At 72.0% G+C, this 19,656-nt stretch carries 18 protein-coding genes; 7 read left to right on the forward strand and 11 right to left on the reverse strand.

The annotated features are described in order from the left end of the window. The first annotated feature begins 130 nt into the window (after positions 1-130). Entirely contained in the window at positions 131-1,042 is a 912-nt protein-coding gene (locus IE153_RS08405; RefSeq protein ID WP_189589098.1) for an SCO2400 family protein, read from the forward strand. Between the two features lie 301 nt (positions 1,043-1,343). Here IE153_RS08405 and IE153_RS08410 read toward each other — a convergent pair whose 3' ends face one another. Next, on the reverse strand, positions 1,344-1,793 hold the full coding sequence (locus IE153_RS08410) for a MarR family winged helix-turn-helix transcriptional regulator (protein WP_031108124.1): 450 nt from the start codon (positions 1,791-1,793) through the stop codon (positions 1,344-1,346). A 102-nt stretch (positions 1,794-1,895) separates the two neighbouring features. Here IE153_RS08410 and IE153_RS08415 point away from each other — a divergent pair, with 102 nt between their 5' ends. Together IE153_RS08415 and IE153_RS08420 are read left to right on the forward strand one after the other, a co-directional pair. Then, positions 1,896-2,918 carry an NADP-dependent oxidoreductase gene (locus tag IE153_RS08415; protein ID WP_189589099.1) on the forward strand — a complete coding sequence of 341 codons (1,023 nt, stop codon included), beginning with the start codon at positions 1,896-1,898 and terminating at the stop codon, positions 2,916-2,918. Between the two features lie 96 nt (positions 2,919-3,014). Beyond that, on the forward strand, positions 3,015-3,434 hold the full coding sequence (locus tag IE153_RS08420) for an organic hydroperoxide resistance protein (protein WP_031108122.1): 420 nt from the start codon (positions 3,015-3,017) through the stop codon (positions 3,432-3,434). 131 nt (positions 3,435-3,565) lie between these two features. Here IE153_RS08420 and IE153_RS08425 read toward each other — a convergent pair whose 3' ends face one another. Next, the gene (locus tag IE153_RS08425) at positions 3,566-4,711 is read right to left on the reverse strand and encodes a serine hydrolase domain-containing protein (protein WP_189589100.1); all 1,146 of its coding nucleotides are present in this window, start codon (positions 4,709-4,711) and stop codon (positions 3,566-3,568) included. Then, positions 4,708-7,275, reverse strand: coding sequence for a M14 family zinc carboxypeptidase (locus IE153_RS08430; protein WP_189589101.1), 2,568 nt, complete (start codon positions 7,273-7,275; stop codon positions 4,708-4,710). The genes IE153_RS08425 and IE153_RS08430 overlap by 4 nt, the downstream gene beginning before the upstream one ends. Positions 7,276-7,417: 142 nt before the next feature. On the opposite strand from IE153_RS08430, the gene IE153_RS08435 reads away from it, so the two are divergent. Further along, complete coding sequence (locus IE153_RS08435) at positions 7,418-8,245, forward strand: EI24 domain-containing protein (RefSeq protein ID WP_189589102.1); 828 nt, start codon at positions 7,418-7,420, stop codon at positions 8,243-8,245. Here the strand turns inward: IE153_RS08435 and IE153_RS08440 are convergent. Further along, a complete protein-coding gene (locus tag IE153_RS08440; protein WP_189589103.1) occupies positions 8,196-9,476 on the reverse strand; it encodes a pyroglutamyl-peptidase I in 1,281 nt (426 codons plus the stop codon). The genes IE153_RS08435 and IE153_RS08440 overlap by 50 nt on opposite strands. Positions 9,477-9,565: 89 nt before the next feature. After that, positions 9,566-10,519 carry a LysR family transcriptional regulator gene (locus IE153_RS08445; protein ID WP_435811897.1) on the reverse strand — a complete coding sequence of 318 codons (954 nt, stop codon included), beginning with the start codon at positions 10,517-10,519 and terminating at the stop codon, positions 9,566-9,568. Positions 10,520-10,577: 58 nt separating this feature from the next. On the opposite strand from IE153_RS08445, the gene IE153_RS08450 reads away from it, so the two are divergent. Continuing rightward, positions 10,578-10,964 (forward strand): RidA family protein, encoded by a 387-nt coding sequence (locus tag IE153_RS08450; RefSeq protein WP_189589105.1) that lies wholly within the window; start codon positions 10,578-10,580, stop codon positions 10,962-10,964. Here the strand turns inward: IE153_RS08450 and IE153_RS08455 are convergent. Further along, positions 10,961-11,482, reverse strand: a complete 522-nt coding sequence (locus IE153_RS08455; RefSeq protein WP_308432148.1) for a TetR/AcrR family transcriptional regulator — start codon at positions 11,480-11,482, stop codon at positions 10,961-10,963. The two genes, IE153_RS08450 and IE153_RS08455, sit on opposite strands and share 4 nt — an antisense overlap. 130 nt (positions 11,483-11,612) lie before the next feature. Here IE153_RS08455 and IE153_RS08460 point away from each other — a divergent pair, with 130 nt between their 5' ends. Then, entirely contained in the window at positions 11,613-14,096 is a 2,484-nt protein-coding gene (locus tag IE153_RS08460) for a beta-glucosidase H (protein WP_229828910.1), read from the forward strand. Positions 14,097-14,180: 84 nt separating this feature from the next. On the opposite strand, the gene IE153_RS08465 is transcribed toward IE153_RS08460, so the two are convergent. Together IE153_RS08465 and IE153_RS08470 are read right to left on the reverse strand one after the other, a co-directional pair. Continuing rightward, on the reverse strand, positions 14,181-15,152 hold the full coding sequence (locus IE153_RS08465; protein ID WP_189589106.1) for an aldose epimerase family protein: 972 nt from the start codon (positions 15,150-15,152) through the stop codon (positions 14,181-14,183). Positions 15,153-15,162: 10 nt separating this feature from the next. Then, positions 15,163-16,056, reverse strand: a complete 894-nt coding sequence (locus tag IE153_RS08470) for an SGNH/GDSL hydrolase family protein (protein ID WP_189589107.1) — start codon at positions 16,054-16,056, stop codon at positions 15,163-15,165. A gap of 259 nt (positions 16,057-16,315) precedes the next feature. On the opposite strand from IE153_RS08470, the gene IE153_RS08475 reads away from it, so the two are divergent. After that, the gene (locus tag IE153_RS08475; RefSeq protein WP_030836890.1) at positions 16,316-16,810 is read left to right on the forward strand and encodes a DUF3145 domain-containing protein; all 495 of its coding nucleotides are present in this window, start codon (positions 16,316-16,318) and stop codon (positions 16,808-16,810) included. Positions 16,811-16,954: 144 nt separating this feature from the next. Here IE153_RS08475 and fabF read toward each other — a convergent pair whose 3' ends face one another. The 3 genes from fabF to IE153_RS08490 form a co-directional block, all read right to left on the reverse strand. Next, the gene (gene fabF / locus IE153_RS08480) at positions 16,955-18,226 is read right to left on the reverse strand and encodes a beta-ketoacyl-ACP synthase II (RefSeq protein ID WP_189589108.1); all 1,272 of its coding nucleotides are present in this window, start codon (positions 18,224-18,226) and stop codon (positions 16,955-16,957) included. An 86-nt stretch (positions 18,227-18,312) separates the two neighbouring features. Then, a complete protein-coding gene (locus tag IE153_RS08485) occupies positions 18,313-18,561 on the reverse strand; it encodes an acyl carrier protein (protein WP_003989952.1) in 249 nt (82 codons plus the stop codon). An 81-nt stretch (positions 18,562-18,642) separates the two neighbouring features. Next, entirely contained in the window at positions 18,643-19,644 is a 1,002-nt protein-coding gene (locus IE153_RS08490; protein WP_189589109.1) for a ketoacyl-ACP synthase III, read from the reverse strand. Between the last annotated feature and the right edge of the window lie 12 nt (positions 19,645-19,656).

Below are 19,656 nucleotides of genomic sequence, written 5' to 3' on the forward strand. Positions count from 1 at the left end.
TGGGGGTGTCAATGGGTCGCGCGCATAACGGTTTCGACAGTTTCGAAACCACGGGTGGACCGTGTCCCTACAGAACCTTCACAGCTGGATCTAGGAACGTGACCTGCGCGGAACTTAATCTTCCCGCGTCATGGACTACTGCGACCCGTGCCGACGGCACCTCAACGGCGCCCTTGCCTGCCCGGGGTGCGGCACCTCGGCCGAAACGCTGCGCAGGCGCGGGCAGGAGTACGGCGGGTACGGCGCCACCGCGGCAGGGCACCCCGGTGCGGAGCCGGGACGGCCGACAGGGGCGGGCGGGCCGCAGGGGTCGGATGCACCGGGCGCCTCCGGCTATGGGCGCGACGAGCACGACGGATTCGACGGGCACGACGGGTACGACGACACCTTCGACGGCCCCCATGCCGACGACGACAGCGACGACCACGCCGATGACGACGGCGATGACGACGCCGAGCACCTCGGGCGCGCCGCCCGCCGCCGTGGCCGCGGGCGTGGGCACGGTCCGGCAGTCGACGGCCCGGGCGGGTCGAGCCGGCGGGACCGCAAGGCCGCGGCACACCGACGGCGGCGGCGCCGGACCCTGTTCGTGGCGGCCGGGTTCGTGCTGGCGGCCGGTGGTCTCAGCCTCGCGGAACTCGGTATGGACGCCCCCAGTTCGACGCCGAAGCCGGCCGCGGCCGGGGACGAGTCGGCGGACGGGGACGCCTCGGTGGAGGCGGGGGAGACGGGCCGTGGCCCGGACGGAAAGACACCAGGGGCTGACGGCACGTCAACGTCCGCCTCTCCCAGCGCATCTGATGGGCCGTCCGCTTCGAAATCCCCGAAGGGCGAGAAGTCGGAGTCCCCCAAGGACGACGAACCGTCGAAGGGCCCCGAGTCGGCGACGGTGGGAGGCGCCCCCAGCCGCCCGGCGTCCGATCCCACGGCCGCCCAGCCCGCCCCGGAGCCGGCCCCGACCTCGGGCCCGACCACGCAGGCCCCGGAACCGGAGCCGTCCGCGTCCGAGCCGTGCAAGCGGTTCCTGTGGTGGTGCGCGTAGGGCCGGCCCGGCCGACCTCGCCGGCGTCGTAGGAGCGCAATCGCTGCTTCCTGTCCTTGGAACCCTTTCGCAAACGTCGAGTTCGCGGCACCCCGGACCGTGCCGGGGTTCCAAGCGCCCCTTCTCCGAAGCGCGGGCGCCGTGGACACCTTTCCTGGTCCGCGCAGGATTCACGCGCAAGGACCCTCCCTCATCCAGGGCGACCAGGGCGAGGTCGTCGAGGGGAGGACACCGCGCGCACGTCGCACTCGCGAGGACCGGGAGCCGCCCCTGGATCATCGTCGAGGAGAGCGGGCGCCGATCAGCCCAGCATCCGCCGCAGCGTGTCCCGCAGTGCCACCCGTTCTCCCTCGGAGAGCCCCGCCAGGGGCTCGCGGGCGAATCGGAGTGACTCCCGCAGGCTCCGGGCCACCCGGCGTCCCTCCTCCGTCGCCGCCGCCACCTTCACCCGGCGGTCGGCGGGGTCCGGCCGGCGCTCGACCAGCCCCCGCGCCTCCAGCCGGTCCACGATCCCCGTCACGTTGGACGGCTCGCACTTCAGCTGCTGGGCCAGCCTGCGCATCGGCAGCGGTTCGAGGCACAGCAGGCTGAGCAGCCGCGCCTGCGCGCCGGTCAGAGCGTGTTCCGCCGCCCCCGACTCGTAGTCCTCGTGGAACCGCGCCACGACCTCCCCGATCAGCTCGACGACCTCGAGGGTCAGCGGATCCGGGCGGTTGGTCGTCTCTTGGGGCGTCGGTGTGGTGGAGGCCATGCCATCGAGGGTACCCGGTTATTTGACAACCTGAAATTTTCAGGAGCATGGTTGTTTCAGGTACTGAAACATCCGCATCGAGCCAGTGAGGTAAGGCGCACCATGACCGACACCCCCACCCTCCCCGCCGTCAGCCGCGAGTGGCACCTGGCGAGCCGTCCCGTCGGCTGGCCGAAGCCCGAGGACTTCGCCTTCGTCGAGGCGGAGGTCCCGCAGCCGGGTGAGGGGCAGGTCCTCGTCCGGAACAAGTACCTCTCCGTGGACCCGTACATGCGGGGCCGCATGAGCGATGCCAAGTCCTACGTCGCCCCGTTCGAGCTCGGCAAGGTCATGCAGGGCGGTGCCGTCGGCGAGGTCGTGGCCTCGAACGCCGAGGGGCTGTCCGTCGGGGACCACGTGCTGCACTTCTTCGGATGGCGCGAGTACGCGGTCGTCGGCGCGAAGAACGCCGTCAAGGTGGACCCGGACGCCGCGCCGCTGTCGACGTACCTCGGCGTGCTGGGCATGACCGGCCTCACCGCCTACGCGGGTCTGCTGCGCACCGCCGCCTTCAAGGAGGGCGACACCGTCTTCGTGTCCGGCGCCGCCGGAGCCGTGGGCGGCCAGGTCGGGCAGATCGCCCGGCTGAAGGGCGCCTCGCGCGTCATCGGCTCCGCCGGGTCGGACGAGAAGGTGAAGCTCCTCACGGAGGAGTACGGCTTCGACGCCGCCTTCAACTACAAGGACGGGCCCGTCGCCGAGCAGCTGCGCGCCGCCGCCCCCGACGGCATCGACGTCTACTTCGACAACGTCGGCGGTGACCACCTGGAGGCGGCCATCGGCTCCCTCAACGAGGGCGGCCGGATCGCCGTCTGCGGCATGATCTCCGTCTACAACAACACCGAGCCCGCCCCGGGCCCGAAGAACCTCGCCCGCCTGATCGCAACCCGTGGCCGTATCGAGGGCTTCGTGGTCACCGACCACTACGACCTGCAGTCGCAGTTCGTGAAGGAGGTCGCCCCGTGGGTCGCCTCCGGCGAGCTGAGGTACCGCGAGACCGTCGTCGAGGGCATCGAGAACAACCTGGAGGCCTTCCTCGGCGTCCTGCGCGGCGCCAACACCGGGAAGATGATCGTCAAGCTCTGACGCCTTCCTTCAGGATTCCGGCATGCGGTAACTTGTTTCCGAATCCGTCCCGGCCCGGGCGCGAGCCGCGGCGGACGACCTAAGGAACACAACCGCATGCCGATCCAGCAGTCCGACGTCCTGTACACCGCCGTCGCCACCGCAGAGAACGGGCGCGACGGCCGGGTCGCCACCGACGACGGCACGCTCGACGTCGTCGTCAACCCGCCGAAGGAGATGGGCGGGAGCGGCGCCGGCACCAACCCGGAGCAGCTCTTCGCCGCCGGGTACAGCGCATGCTTCCAGGGCGCTCTCGGTGTCGTCGCCCGTCAGGAGGGGGCCGACCTGACCGGTTCGACCGTGACCGCGAAGGTCGGCCTCGGCAAGAACGGGGACGGCTTCGGGATCATCGTCGAGATCTCGGCCGACATCCCCAAGGTCGACCGGGGCACCGCGCGGTCGCTGATCGAGAAGGCGCACGAGGTCTGCCCGTACTCGAAGGCGACCCGCGGCAACATCACCGTGACGCTGGTCTGACGCCAGTCGTTGCACACGCGGAGGCCGCACCCTTGGACGTGGGGTGCGGCCTCCGCCCTTGCTCAGGCCTCTCTGCTGGTCCTGCTCCGGCTTCTTCGCCCGCGCTCAGGCCTCTCCGCCCGTGCCGGGCCTCAGAGGGCGAGCGCCGCCGCGTGCACCGCCCGCGCCAGCCGGTCGTTCTCCGGGGCCGCCCCGCCCGGGAAGGCGAACCGGCGGCGCGTGTAGCCGTAGGCGAGGCCGCTCCAGGGGTCCGCGAAGGCCTGGGAGCCGCCCGCGCCGCTGTGCCCGATCGTCCCGGCACCGAGGAACGGGTGCCACGTGTCAGCCGTCATCTGGAAGCCGAGCCCGAACGACTTGTGGGCCCGGGCCACCAGGTCGTAGCCGGCCGAGTGGAACTGGCCGAACTCCGCCACCGTGTCCGGCTTCAGCAGCGCCGGTTGCTCACCCACCTCGCTGATCGCCGCCGCGTACATCCCCGCCAGGCCCCGCGCGGACGCCACCCCGCCCACCGATGCCGGGCCCTTGGCGCGGATCAGCGGCATGTTCGGGAGGGAGACGAGGTCGGTCGGCTCCGCCGCGTTGCGGTTGAACGCGATCGAGGCCAGCGCGTGCGGGCCCGTGGGGGCGGCGTCGAGGGCGGCCTGCTGCTCGGGCGTCGGATCCATCGGCTGGGTGGTGCGGAAACGCGGTTCCCCGGGCGCGGGCAGTCCCAGGTGGACGTCCAGTCCGTACGGAGTCCTGATGCGCTCCTGGTAGACGTCCTGGAGCGTGCGGCCCGTCGCGCGGCGTACGACCTCGCCGGCCAGGGCGCCGCCGACCAGCGCGTGATAGCCGAACGCCGTGCCCGGGCGCCAGAACGGCCGCTGGTCGGCGAGCCGCTCGGCGAGCTGGCGGTCGTCGGCCAGCTCCGCGAGCGAGAAGCCGGTGTCCGTGCCGACCACGCCCGCCCGGTGCGCCAGCAGATCCCGCAGGGTCAGGGCGCCCTTGCCCTCGGCCGCGAACTCCGGCCAGTAGTACGTCACCTTGCGGTCCAGTTCGAGCGTGCCGTCCTGGACGAGCAGAGCCACGACCAGGTAGGCGGCGCCCTTGGTGGACGAGAACACACCGTAGAGGGCGTCCGCGTCGGTCCCCGCCCACAGGTCGACGACCTTCCGGCCGTGGACGTAGGCGCACAGCTGCCCCTCGTAGTCGGCTCGCTCCCCGGCGACGAACGCGGTGAACTCCTCGCGCACCGCCTCGAAGCCGTCCGCCACGGTGCCGTGGATCTCTTGCGTCATCCGCTCTCCTTGACTGAAGCGCTGTGTGCCACTGTGAACAATGCCCTCGCCACCTGCGGGAATTCCCCCTTGGGGTGGTTCCGGAAGAGTGGTTCGGTGCCGAAGAGGACCGTGTTGCCCCCGCTGACGACCGAGGCCTGCCCGGCGGCAGCGGCGGGACCGCCGGTGCCGTCCCGCAGCGGCCGCCAGTGCCCGGAGACCAGCGGATTTCCGGTCGCGTACGACTGCTCCACGCGGACGCCGGGGCCCGGGTCGGTGAACCAGAGCGGGGCGTAGACGAAGCCGTGGTCCGGTGCGTCGCGCGTGATGCCGCCCGTGTTGGTCACCTTCACCACACCGTTCGCATCCGCGTTGCCCTCCACCGGCTTGACGGCCAGCCGGCCCGCCGCCGCGTTCAGGGCCGCCCCCGTGGCGCCCCGGCCGACCAGGCCGTGCCCGTCCAGGAAGGTGTCCAGGGCCTGCCGGGCGGGGGCGGTCAGGTCCGCGTGCTCCAGGCCGGCGGACACGAACAGCACGTCCGTGCCGGACCAGTCGAAGCCCGCGTTCAGGACGCCCGTCGAGACCGGTGTGACGTCGAAGTCCATCTCCCGCAGGGCGAACAGCTCACCCGGCGTGACGGCGGCGGCGACACGCAGGCGGTGCAGCGGTGCCGCTCCGGTCTGCCGCGTGCCCGAGAAGGAGACGTCGTGGTCGCGGGCGGCCGTGCGCGCCGCCCGGCGGGCCGACGCCGGGACGACCACGCTGCCGTCGTCCGCCCGCCGGACCGGGACGCCCTGCCGGAGCAGGGAGTTGAGGGCGGCGATCTCGCGCGGGTCGGTCAGGGCCAGCCGGAGGTTGCCGCGCGCGGGCACGTGGGCGACCGGCGCGGCCTCACCGATCGCGCGCAGCGGAGCACCCCGCAGGCTGCCCGACGGCACCCGCTCGACCGTGGCGCCCCACAGACGGCCCAGGCTCCAGCCGGAGATGTCGTACATCACCGAGACCTTGCCGCTGATGTCCCGGCCGTCGGCCAGCAGCACGTTCGCCATGCCGCGCTTGGGCTGGTGCATGTCGACGACGTACGAGCCCGTGGGGTAGGTCCGTCCGGCGAGCCGGAAGGGGCGGGTGGCGCGGGTGACCCGGACGTCGTTGGCGATGAGGTGGTCGACCAGACGGGCGGCGGCGGGCCCCGAGCGCCGGCTGCGGGCGTCGCCGGGCGGGATGACGTAGGCGCGCGGGAACCTGGTCGTGTAGACGTCCTCCGGGCCGATGCCGGGGACGCCGGGGACCGTCTGTGCCGACACCGGCACCTGCGCGGCGCCCGTCGCGCCGCGGCGGAAGACCTCGATCTGGTCGGTGATCAGGGTGCCGCGGTGCTCGCGGACATGGGCCAGGGTCGCGCCGATCGCCGCGCCCGCCACGGCCGTGTTGATCGCCGAGCGGCGGCGCAGCTCCGGGACGGGCAGCTCGTCGTACTCCTCGTTGTTCACCGCGAGCGGGATCTCCACCGTGTGGGCGGCCACCGTGCCGTGGAAGGCCGCGTACTGCGGGGTGAAGATCGGCGGCCAGTCGTCCCAGCCCTCCTCCTGGTCGCGGAACGGGATCTGGGCCGCCTCCACACCGTCCTTCGCCGGCGTGTAGCCGAGGGCGTTGACCGCGGACTCCATGCCGAGGGCGTTGGCGTAGGTGTTCTTCAGGAAGAGGTCGTACTCGTAGTTCTCGCCGTGCGGGGGAGTGGTGGGCTCGATGAGGGTGCCGTTGACGTAGCCGTGCAGGTCGAGCAGGACGGCCGGCTGCGTACCGAGTTCGATCTGCCGCATCGCCCGCGTCTCGGGCTGGGAGGCGGTGACGAAGTCCCGGTTCAGATCGAAACCGTTCGCGTTGGCGCGGGTCCCGGCGATCCGGCCGTCCGGGTTGGCCGTGATGTTGAAGTACAGGCGGCTGTGCGCGAGGAGGTCCCTGGTCTTCGTGTCCTTCGCCGTCGCGAGCCGCTCGATGGTCTTCAGGGAGGCGTCCGTGCCCTCCCACTCGTTGCCGTGGATGTTGTTGTTGACGAAGACCGGCGTCTTGTAGTCGCGCTTGATCTCCCGGGACGTGGCCGCCGCGGCGGGGGCGTCCCGGATCAGCTCGCGCATCCGCTCCTGGGCGCGGGCCTCCCGAGTGGTCTCCGGGGCGGTGACGGTGACGAGGTAGAGGCGGTGGCCGCCGGCCGAGCGGCCCGTGACCTCCACGCTCACCCGGTCGCCCAGACGCTGTAACGCGTTCAGTTTCGGCGCGATCGCGTGGTACGGCGTGAGACCCAGCTTCAGGGACGTGTCGCCGGGGTTCTCCCGATCGGGGGAGAGAACCAGGCGGCGGGGGTAGGCGCGGGTGGTGGTGCCGGTGGGGACGTCCTCGGTCAACGCGCGTCGCGTCGCGCTCGAGGGAGCCTGTGCCGCGTGGTCGTCCACGGCGGCGCCCTCACGGGTGACGGGCTTCGGGTCCGCGCCCGCGGCGCCGGGGGTGAGCAGGAGTGAACCCGCCGTGGCCAGGGCCAGGGCGGTGATCAGTACAGGTCTCGCAGGAACGCTTCTCGTGGTGCGCACGCGTGCCTCCTCCGGGGCTTCCTGAGATCGGTACGGCGAGGTGTACCGCTTCGACTCAACGGCAACAAGGGCGCCTTGGTGTCACCGGAGCCCCGTACGGCCCTGTCGGGAGTGGCCGGGCCTGCCCGGATAGGGTTTCCCCATGCGCGATCTAGGGGCGGGTTTCCGGTACCTCCTGAAGGGCCAGCGATGGGTGGCCCGGCACGGAAGGCAGTACGGCTTCGGGCTGCTCCCGGGCCTGATCACCCTCGTCCTGTACGCGGCGGCGCTCGTCGCGCTGGCGCTGTGGGGCGAGGACCTCGTGGGCTGGGCGACGCCCTTCGCGGACGACTGGTCCAGCCCGTGGCGCGGGCTCTTTCGCGGCTTCCTGACCGCCGTGCTGTTCGCCCTCGGCCTGCTCCTGTCCGTCGTGACCTTCACCGCCGTGACCCTGCTGATCGGGCAGCCCTTCTACGAGAACCTCTCCGAGAAGGTCGACCGGGACGTGTCCCCGGACGGGCACGCCCCCGAGTCGGGGCTGCCGCTCTGGCGCGAGCTGTGGATCTCCGCCCGGGACAGCCTGCGGATCGTGGTGCGGGCCGCCCTGTGGGGTGTGCTGCTGTTCGGGTGTGGCTTCATCCCGGTGGTCGGGCAGACGGCCGTCCCGGTGATCGGGTTCTTCGTCACCGGGTTCTTCCTCACCGAGGAACTGACCGCCGTCGCCCTCCAGCGCCGCAGCGTCGAACTGCGCACCCGCCTCACCCTGCTGCGCTCCCGCAAGACCCTCGTCTGGGGCTTCGGCACACCGCTCGCCGTGTCCTTCCTGGTGCCGTTCGTCGCGGTGTTCCTGATGCCGGGCGCGGTCGCGGGCGCCACCCTCATGGCGCGTGACCTGCTGGGTGAGGAGATCGACGAGGGTGGCGAGGCGGGCGACCAGGCCGCTACGACGTTTCCACAGCCACCTTCAGGATCGCCCGCACCTGGGCGATGATGTCCAGCCGGTTCCGCACGAACTCCGGGTCGGTGACCTCGGAGGTGTTCCCGGCGGCGAACTGCAGCACGGGCGTGTGCACATGCCCGCCCGGCAGCGTGCCGTGCAGCCCCAGGCGGTCCCGCAGCAGCGTCGCCCGGTAGGCGATCTCGTTGGACAGGTAGTCCCCGCCCCCGCCCGCACGGGCGGTCGAACCGGGCGTCGGCCCGTCCGGGCGCACGACGGACTCGGTGCCGTCGGCCGGGATCTCGGTGACGCTCGTGTTGTCGTACACCGGGAAACGGCCGGTCTGCGCGGCGGTGATCGCCGCGTACGGCAGCGTGGTCGTCGTCCACTGCGGCTGCGAGGCCGGGTCGATCACCGGCACGGTCTCGGTACGGCCGATGGTCTCGTTGTCCCCGAAGCCGCCCCGCCAGGCCCCGTTGGTCCGCTCGATGTCGAACCGCCCGACCCGGCCCTGGCTCACCGTCGTGAAGAGGTCGACCTTCGGCAGGTGCGGCCGCAGGGCCCGCTCCACCGTGCCGTCGGTGAAGTCCTGCCAGCGCACCGGGAACACGGCCGTCTCGACCCGGGCCGGGCCGTCCGCCGTCTCGATCACCGTGCCGTCGAGGGCCAGCGCGGTGGCGCCCGAGGGGTTGGAGATGCGGATGTCCCGGTCCAGGGTGAACGGGTCGAAGCCGGTGAGCAGGATCCGCTTCAGGCCCTTGCCGTGCGGATACCGGATGGCGTCCTGGCCGCGCGAGGTGCGCTCCAGCTCGTCCAGCAGCGCGGCCCGCTGCCCGTCCGTCAGGCCGAACTCCGGCTCCCAGGTGCGCACGTCACGCGTCATGCCGAGCCGCGCCCAGTACAGCGGCCGGTCGTCGTCCCGGCTCAGGCCCGCCCGTCGCCCACCACCACCCTTCCAAGGAAGCGCTTCGCGCCCTTCATATTCGGCCGGCCCGCGCCCCTGCGCCCGGTCGACCGCACGCTGCCACAACCGCGCGCCCTCACGGCTGACCGCCCGGCGCGCCTCCCCGTAGGAGCGGGCCCCCTCCAGCGCCCGGGCCAGCCGCGGGGCCGCGGTGTCGAACCCGGAGCGGCGCAGGATCTCCTGGGGGGCGGCTCTGCCGAGCCGCTGCTCCTCGACGGTGGGGGAGGGGGCCGCCTGGGCGGCGCTCGCCGCCGTCGGGGTGGTGAAGCCGGTCAGCAGGGCGAGGCCGAGGACGCCGAGGCGAACGCGTAGGGAGTTCAAGGGTGTTCAGGCCTTCCGTCGCGGTGGGGGGTCGGTGCCGGACGGCCGAAGTATCGCGTGACGGGTGTGGTCCACGCCATGGGCGGGGCTCAGGCGGGGATCGTCGCCGTCGCCTCCCGCACCGCGTCCAGGAACGCCGAGGCCGCAGGGGTCAGGGACCGGCCGCGCAGGGTCGCCGCGTACACCGCCCGGGCCGGGGCGCCGTCGTCGAGGACCCGCAGCAGCGTGATGTCCGGACGCACGGACGCGGCCGCGAGCGCCGGTACGAGGGTCACGCCGAGCCCGGCGGCGACGTAGCCCTGCTTGGCGGTCCACTCGCCGACGACATGGGCGACCCGCGGGCTGAAGCCCTGGCGCAGGGCCGCGTCCAGGAGGGTGCCCTCGGGCCGCGGGCTGCCGGAGATCCAGTCGGCGTCCGCGAACCGGCCGAGCGGCACCGGGCCTTCGTGTCCGGCGAGGGGATGGCCGGCGGGCACGGCGACGTACAGCGGCTCGTCGAGGAGGTGGTGGAGCTCGTACGACTCCAGCGGCGCGCGGCCCGTCGTCGAGACGACCGCGAGGTCCAGGTGACCGGCCGTCAGCCGGTCGAGCAGCGCGGGCGTGAACCCCTCCTCGCGGACGACCCGGACCCGCGGGTGGCGGGCACGGAAGAGGGCCAGGGCGTGCGGCACCAGGGCCGCGTCGGCGGTGGCGAAGGCGCCGAACCGGAGCCGCCCGCCGGCCGCCTCGCGCAGGGCGCCCAGGTCGCGCCGGGCGTCGCGCAGCGCGCCGGTGACCGTCTCGGCGTAGGGCACCAGCAGCCGTCCCGCCTCCGTCAGTGCCACTCCGCGCGGCAGCCGGTCGAAGAGCGGGCCGCCGTCCAACGCGGCCTCCAGCGAGGCGACCTGCCGGGACACCGCGGACTGCGTCCAGCCGAGCGTCCGCGCCGCCACCGTGAACGAGCCGTGCCGGGCGACCTCCAGGAAGACCCGCAGCCAGACGCTGGAGAGTTCGGGCCCGGTCTCACGCGTGTTCGGCAGGGGAGTCTCATGCGTATTCGGCATGGCAGCCATGCTAGACATTCGCTTGTCGCATCGCGGACGTCCGCCTAGCGTCGGCGGCATGCAGATCAGCCTGGACAGCCCCGCCTCCGCGCCCCAGCCCCTGAGCCCCTACTACTCCCAGGTCGCCCGCATCGAACATCCCGACGGCAGCGCCCTGTTGTTCGTCTCCGGGCAGATCGCCGAGGGTGCCACGCTCGCCGAGCAGACCCGGGGCGTCTTCGAGACTCTCACCGCGCTGCTCAAGGCCCACGGCGCCGGACTGGCCGACGTCGTCAACATCCGCACCTACCTGACCGACATCTCCAAGCTGGACGAATACGGCGCCGTACGACGGGAGTTCCTCACCGGGACCCCGCCGACCAGCATGACCTTCGAGGCCGCCCGGCTCTTCCGCCCGGAGGCCCTCGTCGAGGTGGAGGTCGTCGCCGCCGTACCGGCCCGCTAGTCGGTGCTCTCGCCCAGCAGCGTCAGGAAGTCGCGGAACGCGGCCGCCATGTCGACCGACTCCGGGTCCAGCAGCCACTGGTACTGCAGCCCGTCCAGGATCGCCACGAGGAGCGGTGCGGCCCGCTCGGGGGTGAGGCCGCCCGGCAACCGGTCGCCGTACTCGGTGCGCAGCACCTCGGCCATGCCGGCCCGCACCCCGACGTAGCGCTCCGTGAAGTACGCCCGGGCCGGATGCCCCTCCGCCACGCTCTCGCCGAGCAGCGCCGAGAAGGTCTGGACGATGGCGGGCCGCATGGCGTTGTACTCGACCAGCGAGGCCAGCAGGTCGAGCCGCAGCCGCCCGGCGGGCATCGCGTCCCAGCGGTCCCGCTCCCGGAGCACCGCCACCAGCAGCGCCTCCTTCGTCGGGAAGTGGTGCAGCAGCCCCTGCTGGGTGAGCCCGACCCGTTCGGCGACCGCGGCCAGGCCGGCCCCCCGGTAACCGCGCTCGGCGATCACCTCCAGAGCGGCCCGCACGATCTCCGCGCGCCGTGCCCTCCTTTGCGGCTGAACCGCCGCCGCTCTCGCGGAGGTGGTTGCTCGCCATGGGGGTTGCTCAATGATTGGTTGCGGTCGCGAGTCCTTCGCATGCTGCCGAGGCAGGATGATGACGTACATCGACTTCGACGAGGAGGCCGACGTGGCGGAGACGATACCGGCAATGCAGGATGCGGCCCGTGAGGTCGCCGTCGAGGCCGCCCTCGGCGCACTCGACCTGGACGCCAAGACGCGGCTGCTGGCCGGCCGGGACCTGTGGAGCCTGCCCGCGATCCCGGAGGCCGGACTGGCCTCACTGGTCATGTCCGACGGCCCGATCGGCGTCCGGGGCGTGCACTGGAGCGCCGACGACCCGTCCGTCGCCCTGCCCTCCCCGACCGCCCTCGCCGCCACATGGGACCCCGAACTGGCCCACCGGACCGGGGTGCTGCTGGCCCAGGAGGCCCGCCGCAAGGGCGTCCACGTCCTGCTCGCCCCCACGGTCAACCTGCACCGCTCCCCGCTCGGCGGCCGCCACTTCGAGGCCTACAGCGAGGACCCGTACCTCACCGGGCGGATCGGCGCCGCGTATGTCCGGGGCGTCCAGTCCGGCGGCGTCGGCACCACCGTCAAGCACTTCGTCGCCAACGACGCCGAGACCGACCGCCTCACGGTGAACAACCTCGTCGGCGAACGCGCCCTGCGCGAGCTGTACCTGGCCCCCTTCGAGGCGATCGTCGAGAACGCCCACCCCTGGGGCATCATGACCGCCTACAACTCCGTCAACGGCCCGACCATGACCGAGCATCACCACCTGGTGAACGAGGTCCTGCGCGGCGCATGGGGCTTCGACGGGGTCAACGTCTCCGACTGGACCGCCGCCCGCTCCACCACCGGCGCCCTCACCGGCGGCCTCGACATCGCCATGCCCGGCCCCGGCACCGTCTACGGCGAGGCCCTCGCCCGGACGGTGCGGGACGGCGAGGCGGACGAGGCCCTGGTCGACGAGGCCGTCCGCCGCGTCCTGCGCCTCGCCGCCCGGGTCGGCGTGCTCCGGGGCGCCGAACCGGCCGTCACCGACCTGCCCGCGACCGTCGACGGCGAGGCCCTCGCCCGGGAGATCGCCCGCCGCTCCTTCGTCCTCGTCCGCAACGACAACGGCGCGCTGCCGCTGAAGCCGGGCCGGGTCGCGCTGATCGGCGCCGCCGCCCGCGACGCCCGCGTCCTCGGCGGCGGCTCCGCCACCGTCTTCCCCGCCCGGGTCGTCTCCCCGCTCGACGGCCTCACCGCCGCCCTCCCCGACGGCACCCTCACCTACGCCCTGGGCGCCGACCCGAACACCGAACTCCCCGTCGCGGACCAGGGCTTCGAGCTGCGCGCCGTCTGCCGGGACAGCCATGGCACCGTCCTCGGCAGCCGCTCCGCCCCCAGCGGCCACATCCAGTGGATGGGCGACGACCTCCCCGACGGCGTCACCCACGACGCCCTGCACAGCGTCGAACTGACCGGCACCTTCACCCCGCGCGAGACCGGCACCCACACCTTCGGCATCAAGGGCCTCGGCCCGTTCCGGCTGACCGTCGCGAACACCACGTACTACGACGACGTCCAGCGGCCCGACGGGGACGACCCCTTCCTGACGTTCTTCGGCGCCCCGGTGCCCCACGCCCGGCCCGAACTCACCGCGGGTGAACCGGTCGAGGTGTCCCTCACCTACACGGTCCCACCGCTCGGCGACCACCCCATGCGGGTCATCGGCTTCACCCTCGCCCACCAGGACCCGCAGCGCGACGCCGAGGAACTCATCGCCGAGGCCGCCGCGGCGGCCCGGGCCGCCGACACGGCCGTCGTCGTGGTCGCCACCACCGAACGCGTCGAGTCCGAGGGCTTCGACCGCACCGACCTGCGCCTGCCCGGCCGCCAGGACGACCTGGTCCGCGCCGTCGCCGCCGCCAACCCGAACACCGTCGTGGTCGTCAACTCCGGCTCCCCGGTGGAACTGCCGTGGCGCGACGACGTCGCCGCCGTGCTCCTGTCCTGGTTCCCCGGACAGGAGGGCGGCGCGGCCCTCGCGGACGTTCTCACCGGCGCCCACGAACCCGGCGGCCGCCTGCCCACCACCTGGGGCAGCCTCACCGACGCCCCGGTCACCCGGGTCGTCCCGGAGAACGGCGAACTCCCCTACGACGAGGGTGTCTTCATCGGCTACCGCGCCTGGGAGAGGCACGGCCGCAGCCCCGCCTACCCCTTCGGTCACGGCCTCGGCTACACCGACTGGACCTACGAATCCGTCGAGGTGGAGGAGAGCGCCGAGGGAGCCACCGCGAAGGTCCGCCTCCGCAACACCGGCGACCGCCCCGGCCGCGAGGTCGTCCAGCTCTACCTCACCCCCGGCGACCCCGACCCCACCCGCCCGGCCCGCTGGCTGGCCGGCTTCGCGAGCGTCGAGGCAGCCCCCGGCGAGAGCGGCGAAGCCACCGTCGAAGTGCCACGCCGCGCCTTCGAGATCTGGGACGAAGCGACCGGCTCGTGGTCATATGTGAAGGGTTCGTACGAGATCCAGGCCGGACGCTCGATCACGGACCGCAGGATCACCGCGACGATTAACGTCTGAGCCGGGACACGTTCCCCACCAAGCAGCCCCGGTCCGGGACCTGACCTCCGGACCGGGGCTCGTGGTTCGTCAGGGGGCCGTCCTTCAGCGGACGCCGAAGCCGTACACCGTCTCCGAGCGGAACACCTCGCCCGGCCGCAGCACGGTCGTCGGGAACTCCGGACGGTTCGGCGAGTCCGGGAAGTGCTGGGTCTCCAGTGCGATGCCGTCGCCGGGCGCGAAGGGGCCGGACAGGTGGTCGGCGGTGTACAACTGGAGGCCGGGCTCGGTGGTCGCCACCGTCAGCAACCGCCCGGACGCCGGATCGTGCAGCTCGGCGACCTCCACCGGAGTGCCCGTCACACCCTTGTCGAGCACGAAGTTGTGGTCGTAGCCGGAGCCGGTCTTGCGGGTCTCGCGGAAGTCGAAGCGCGTGCCGGTCACGTCCTGCGGGCCACCGGCCGGGATCAGGTCGGCGTCCACCGGCGTGTACCGGGAGGCGGCCAGCCGCAGTTCATGACCGCCGGCGTCACCGGAACCGGCCAGGTTGAAGTAGCTGTGGTTCGTCAGGTTCACCACGGTCGGCGCGTCCGTCACCGCCTCGTACGCGATCCGCAGCGCACCGGACTCGTCCAGCGTGTACGTCGCCGACACCTCGAGCCGGCCCGGGAACCCCTCCTCGCCGTGCGCACTGATCCGCGTGAGCCGCACCCCGTGCCCGACCGGCTCCGCGTCCCACAGTCGTTTGTCGAAACCGCGCTCCCCGCCGTGCAGCGAGTTCGGCCCGTTGTTCGGCTCCAGCGCGTACGTCCGGCCGTCGAGGGTGAACCGGCCGCCGGCGATCCGGTTGGCGTACCGCCCGACCAGGGCACCGAGGTACGGCTCCGGATGGGCGAGATACCCGTCGAGATCCGGGAACCCCAGCACCACGTCCCCGGCCCGGCCCTCCCGGTCCGGCACCTCCACGGACTGCACGATCCCGCCGTACGACAGGACCCGCACCCGCACTCCCGCCCGCTCCAGGGTCCAGCGGTGCACCGGGGTCCCGTCGGAAAGTGTTCCGAAGAGTTCGTTCATGTGCGGAACTCTAAGTCAGGGGATTTTTCGCGGTGACGGTGCGGTAGGCGATCTCCGCCAACCGGGCCTGTCCGTTCACGCTGGGGTGGAAGTAGTCCCAGCGGCTCAACTGGGTGGTGCCGAAGCGGTAGTCGTACACCGCGCCCCCGTCGTAGCGGCACCGCTTGTCCTCGGCGCAGACCTCCTTCAGGACCTTGTTGTAGTCCTCCACCCGCTTCTGCACCGTGTCCCGCCGCAGGGTCGCCGCCGAGTCCAGGGCGTCCGCGTCGCCCAGCATCGACGGGCAGATGCCCAGCTTCCACACCTGTTTGCCCATCGGGCTGCTCCGGCCCTCCGACCACAGCCGCTTCAGGTTGGGCACGCTCGCCACGAACACCTGCGCCTTGGGCAGGGCCTTGCGCAGGGAGCGCAGGGAATCCTCGAAGTCGGCGCGGAAGGCGGAGACCGGAGTCATCGCCGAAGGCGTCCGCCGGCAGGCGTCGTTCGCCCCCACCATCACCGTCACCAACTGCGGCTCGCGCCGCACCGCCTGCGCCATCTGCCCGGGCAGATCGGCCATCCGCGCCCCGGTCACGGCGTAGTTCCAGCTGCGCTGCGCGGCCCCCGCCCTGCCCAGCAGCCGCACCGCGAGCGAGTCGACCTCGGGGCTGGCACCGGTCGCCCAGGACGCCTCCGGACAGTCCGACAGCACGTCACAGGCGTCGAACCCCCGTGTGATGGAGTCCCCGACGGCCGCGACGGAACCCGGGCTGCGGTCCCACAGCGGCGTGGGCTTCGGCGACGGCTTCGCCTTCTGGGACGGGGCCGCGGAATCACCCCCCACGGCATCACACCCCGCGACACCCAGCACGGCCGCCGCGACCACGGCCAGAACGCCCCGTGTACGACGGCCTCGCTTCCGCATCCCTGGTCCATCCCCTCGCCACGCCGTGCCTGTCTCCCCCACCAATAACAACGCACGAGGGTTCCCGACCGATCAGGTGCAACGGCTCACACCCGTACAAGCGTCCCCCTGGGTGAATGGCAGGCGTTTCCCGGCACCTGGACCGACCGTACGTCACACTCCTTGCGCCCCCGCACGGTAGCCTCGCCATCAACGTGACCCGCCCGGTCACAGCCGTTCCGCCCGTTTGCACCATGTCCCGCTCTGCCCGGAGGTTCCGGTGACGACACGTGGAGTTCTGTACGTGCACTCCGCGCCGCGCGCGCTGTGCCCGCACGTCGAGTGGGCCGTCGCCGGGGTGCTCGGCACACGCGTCAGCCTGGACTGGATCCGGCAGCCGGCCGCCCCGGGCACCTGGCGCTCGGAGTTCTCCTGGCAGGGCCAGGTCGGCACGGCGTCCAAACTCGCCTCCGCGCTCCGCGGCTGGCACCTCCTCCGCTTCGAGGTCACCGCCGAACCCTGCGCAACCGCCGAGGGCGAGCGCTACAGCTGCACCCCCGACCTCGGCATCTACCACGCTGTCACCGGCATCCACGGCGACATCCTCATCCCCGAGGACCGGCTCAGAGCGGCCCTGACGCGCTCCCAGCGCGGCGAGACCGACCTGGAAGCCGAACTCAGCAAACTCCTCGGCAAGCCCTGGGACGACGAACTGGAACCTTTCCGCTACGCAGGAGAAGGCGCCCCGGTCCGCTGGCTCCACCAGGTGGTGTAGACGGACCTGAGGGGGGACGTGCCGTAAGGGGCGCGGGGAACTGCGCGAACAACCCCCACCGGTCGGCACCCGGCACACCACGTCACCGAAACGGCGAATGGCCCGAACCCCCCACCGGGAGTTCGGGCCATTCAACGCTCAGGATCAAACCGTCCGGAACGCCAACACCACGTTGTGCCCACCGAACCCGAACGAGTCGTTCAGCGCGGCGATGCGCCCCTCGACGGGCAGCTTCCGAGCCTCACCCCGAACGACATCGGCATTCGCCTCGGCCTCGGGGTCGAGGTTCTCCACGTTGATCGTCGGCGGAGCCACCCGGTGGTACAGCGCCAGCACCGTCGCCACCGTCTCGACACCACCCGCACCACCCAGCAGATGCCCGGTCATCGACTTCGTCGCGGACACCGCGAAGTGGTCGGCGTCGTCGCCGAACACCTTCCGCAGCGCCTTCAACTCGGCGATGTCACCCGCCGGCGTGGACGTCGCGTGTGCGTTGACGTGCACGATCTCCGCCGGGTCCAGGTCGTTGCGGTCCATCAGGTTCTGCAGGGCGTGCGAGATGCCCCGCCCCTCCGGCTCCGGCTGCACGATGTCGTGCGCGTCGGCGGAGATGCCCTGCCCGACCGCCTCCGCGTACACCCGGGCACCGCGCTTCGCGGCGTGCTCGGCGGACTCCAGGACCACGACACCGGCGCCCTCACCGAGGACGAAGCCGTCGCGGGCCGTGTCGTAGGGACGCGACGCGCCCTGCGGGTCGTCGTTGTTCTTGGACATCGCCATCATGTTGCCGAACGCGGCGATGGGCAGCGGGTGGATCGCCGCCTCCGTGCCACCCGCGACGACGACGTCGGCGCGGCCGGTGCGGATCATCTCGATGGCGTAGCCGATGGCCTCGGCGCCCGAGGCGCAGGCGGAGACCGGCGTGTGCACGCCCGCACGGGCGCCCACGGCCAGGCCCACGTTCGCCGAGGGGCTGTTGGGCATCAGCATGGGCACGGTGTGCGGGGAGACGCGGCGGACGCCCTTCTCCTTCAGCACGTCGTACTGGTCGAGCAGTGTCGTCACGCCGCCGATACCGGAGGCGATGACCGCGCCGAGCCGGTCGGGGTCGATGTTCGGGTCCTCGCCGGCCTTCGCTTCGAAACCGGCGTCGGCCCAGGCCTCCTTGGCCGCGACCAGCGCGAACTGCGCCGAGCGGTCCAGTCGGCGGGCCTGCGGCCGCGGGATGACCTCGGTCGGCTCCACGGCGACCGGGGCCGCGATCTTGACGGCCTGGTCGGCCGCCCAGTCCTGCTCCAGGGGCTTGACGCCGGACTTGCCGGCGATCAGGCCCTCCCAGGTAGAGGCTGCGTCGCCACCCAGCGGTGTGGTTGCGCCGATACCGGTGACGACCACGGTGTGATTGGTCGGGCTCACGGGAATTCTTTCTCCAACGGTTACGAGGATTAAGCGGCGCCACCGCCGGGTGGCGGGGCAGTCAGCCCAAAGGCCGGATCGGCCGATCAGCCCTGGTGCTTGAGGATGTAGTCGGTCGCGTCGCCGACGGTCTTGAGGTTCTTGACGTCCTCGTCGGGGATCTTGACGTCGAAGCGCTCTTCGGCGGCGACGACGACCTCGACCATGGACAGCGAGTCGACGTCCAGGTCGTCGGTGAAGGACTTGTCCAGCTGGACGTCCTCAACCGGGATGCCGGCGATCTCGTTCACGATCTCGGCGAGACCGGCGACGATCTCTTCCTGAGTGGCGGCCATGTTGGCGCTCCTTCGTAGATATCCAGAGGGTGTGGCAGGTGTTTCCTCGCGTGCCGGATCGCATGATCCGGCACGGAGTGCCTAGGGGAGGGTAACGACAGTCGCGGCGTAGACGAGACCCGCCCCGAAGCCGATGACGAGCGCGGTGTCGCCGCTCTTCGCCTCTCCGGTCGCCAGGAGCCGCTCCATCGCGAGCGGGATCGAGGCGGCCGAGGTGTTGCCGGTGGTGCGTACGTCACGGGCGACCGTGACGGACTCCGGCAGCTTGAGTGTCTTCACCATCGAGTCGATGATCCGCTCGTTGGCCTGGTGCGGAATGAAGACGTCCAGGTCGTCCGCGGTGATGCCGGCGGCATCCAGCGCCTCCTTGGCGACCTTCGCCATCTCGAAGACGGCCCAGCGGAACACCGCCTGGCCCTCCTGCGTGATGGCGGGGAACTTCGCGACCTCGCCGGAACGGTAGTCCGTCCACGGCACGGTCTGCTTGATGGTCTCGGACTTGTCGCCCTCGGAGCCCCACACGGTGGGGCCGATCGCGGGCTCCTGGGCCGGGCCGACCACGACCGCGCCGGCACCGTCACCGAACAGGAAGGCCGTCGCGCGGTCCTCCAGGTCGGTCAGGTCGCTCAGCCGCTCGACACCGATCACCAGGACGTACTCCGCCGAGCCCTCGACGATCATGCCCTTGGCGAGCGTGAGGCCGTAGCCGAAGCCCGCGCAGCCGGCCGAGATGTCGAACGCGGCGGCCTTGTTCGTGCCGAGCGTGTCGGCGATCTCGGTGGCGACGGCCGGGGTCTGCTTGAAGTGCGAGACGGTCGAGACGATCACGCCGCCGATCTGCTCGGCGGAGATCCCCGCGTCGGCGATCGCCTTGCCGGACGCCTCGATCGACATCGCGGCGACGGTCTCCTCGTCGTTCGCCCAGTGCCGCGTCTGGATGCCGGAGCGCGAGCGGATCCACTCGTCGGACGAGTCGATCGTCTCGAGGATCACCTCGTTCGGCACGACCCGGGTCGGGCGGTAGCCGCCGACGCCGAGGATGCGCGCGTACGGGGCACCCTTGCTGGGCTTGATCTTCGCCATGCGGTCGGCTCC

The sequence above is a fragment of the Streptomyces massasporeus genome (assembly GCF_014648995.1).
Taxonomy (GTDB): Bacteria; Actinomycetota; Actinomycetes; order Streptomycetales; family Streptomycetaceae; genus Streptomyces; species Streptomyces massasporeus.

What these genes read in the sequence shown, in the direction of transcription:
- IE153_RS08460 (WP_229828910.1), top strand. Translation starts at nt 11,613, where the DNA reads ATGACGTACATCGACTTCGACGAGGAGGCCGACGTGGCGGAGACGATA.
- IE153_RS08485 (WP_003989952.1), bottom strand. Translation starts at nt 18,561, where the DNA reads ATGGCCGCCACTCAGGAAGAGATCGTCGCCGGTCTCGCCGAGATCGTG.
- IE153_RS08490 (WP_189589109.1), bottom strand. Translation starts at nt 19,644, where the DNA reads ATGGCGAAGATCAAGCCCAGCAAGGGTGCCCCGTACGCGCGCATCCTC.
- IE153_RS08470 (WP_189589107.1), bottom strand. Translation starts at nt 16,056, where the DNA reads ATGCGGAAGCGAGGCCGTCGTACACGGGGCGTTCTGGCCGTGGTCGCG.
- IE153_RS08450 (WP_189589105.1), top strand. Translation starts at nt 10,578, where the DNA reads ATGCAGATCAGCCTGGACAGCCCCGCCTCCGCGCCCCAGCCCCTGAGC.
- IE153_RS08415 (WP_189589099.1), top strand. Translation starts at nt 1,896, where the DNA reads ATGACCGACACCCCCACCCTCCCCGCCGTCAGCCGCGAGTGGCACCTG.
- IE153_RS08420 (WP_031108122.1), top strand. Translation starts at nt 3,015, where the DNA reads ATGCCGATCCAGCAGTCCGACGTCCTGTACACCGCCGTCGCCACCGCA.
- IE153_RS08445 (WP_435811897.1), bottom strand. Translation starts at nt 10,519, where the DNA reads ATGCCGAATACGCATGAGACTCCCCTGCCGAACACGCGTGAGACCGGG.
- IE153_RS08405 (WP_189589098.1), top strand. Translation starts at nt 131, where the DNA reads ATGGACTACTGCGACCCGTGCCGACGGCACCTCAACGGCGCCCTTGCC.
- IE153_RS08465 (WP_189589106.1), bottom strand. Translation starts at nt 15,152, where the DNA reads ATGAACGAACTCTTCGGAACACTTTCCGACGGGACCCCGGTGCACCGC.
- IE153_RS08425 (WP_189589100.1), bottom strand. Translation starts at nt 4,711, where the DNA reads ATGACGCAAGAGATCCACGGCACCGTGGCGGACGGCTTCGAGGCGGTG.
- IE153_RS08410 (WP_031108124.1), bottom strand. Translation starts at nt 1,793, where the DNA reads ATGGCCTCCACCACACCGACGCCCCAAGAGACGACCAACCGCCCGGAT.
- IE153_RS08435 (WP_189589102.1), top strand. Translation starts at nt 7,418, where the DNA reads ATGCGCGATCTAGGGGCGGGTTTCCGGTACCTCCTGAAGGGCCAGCGA.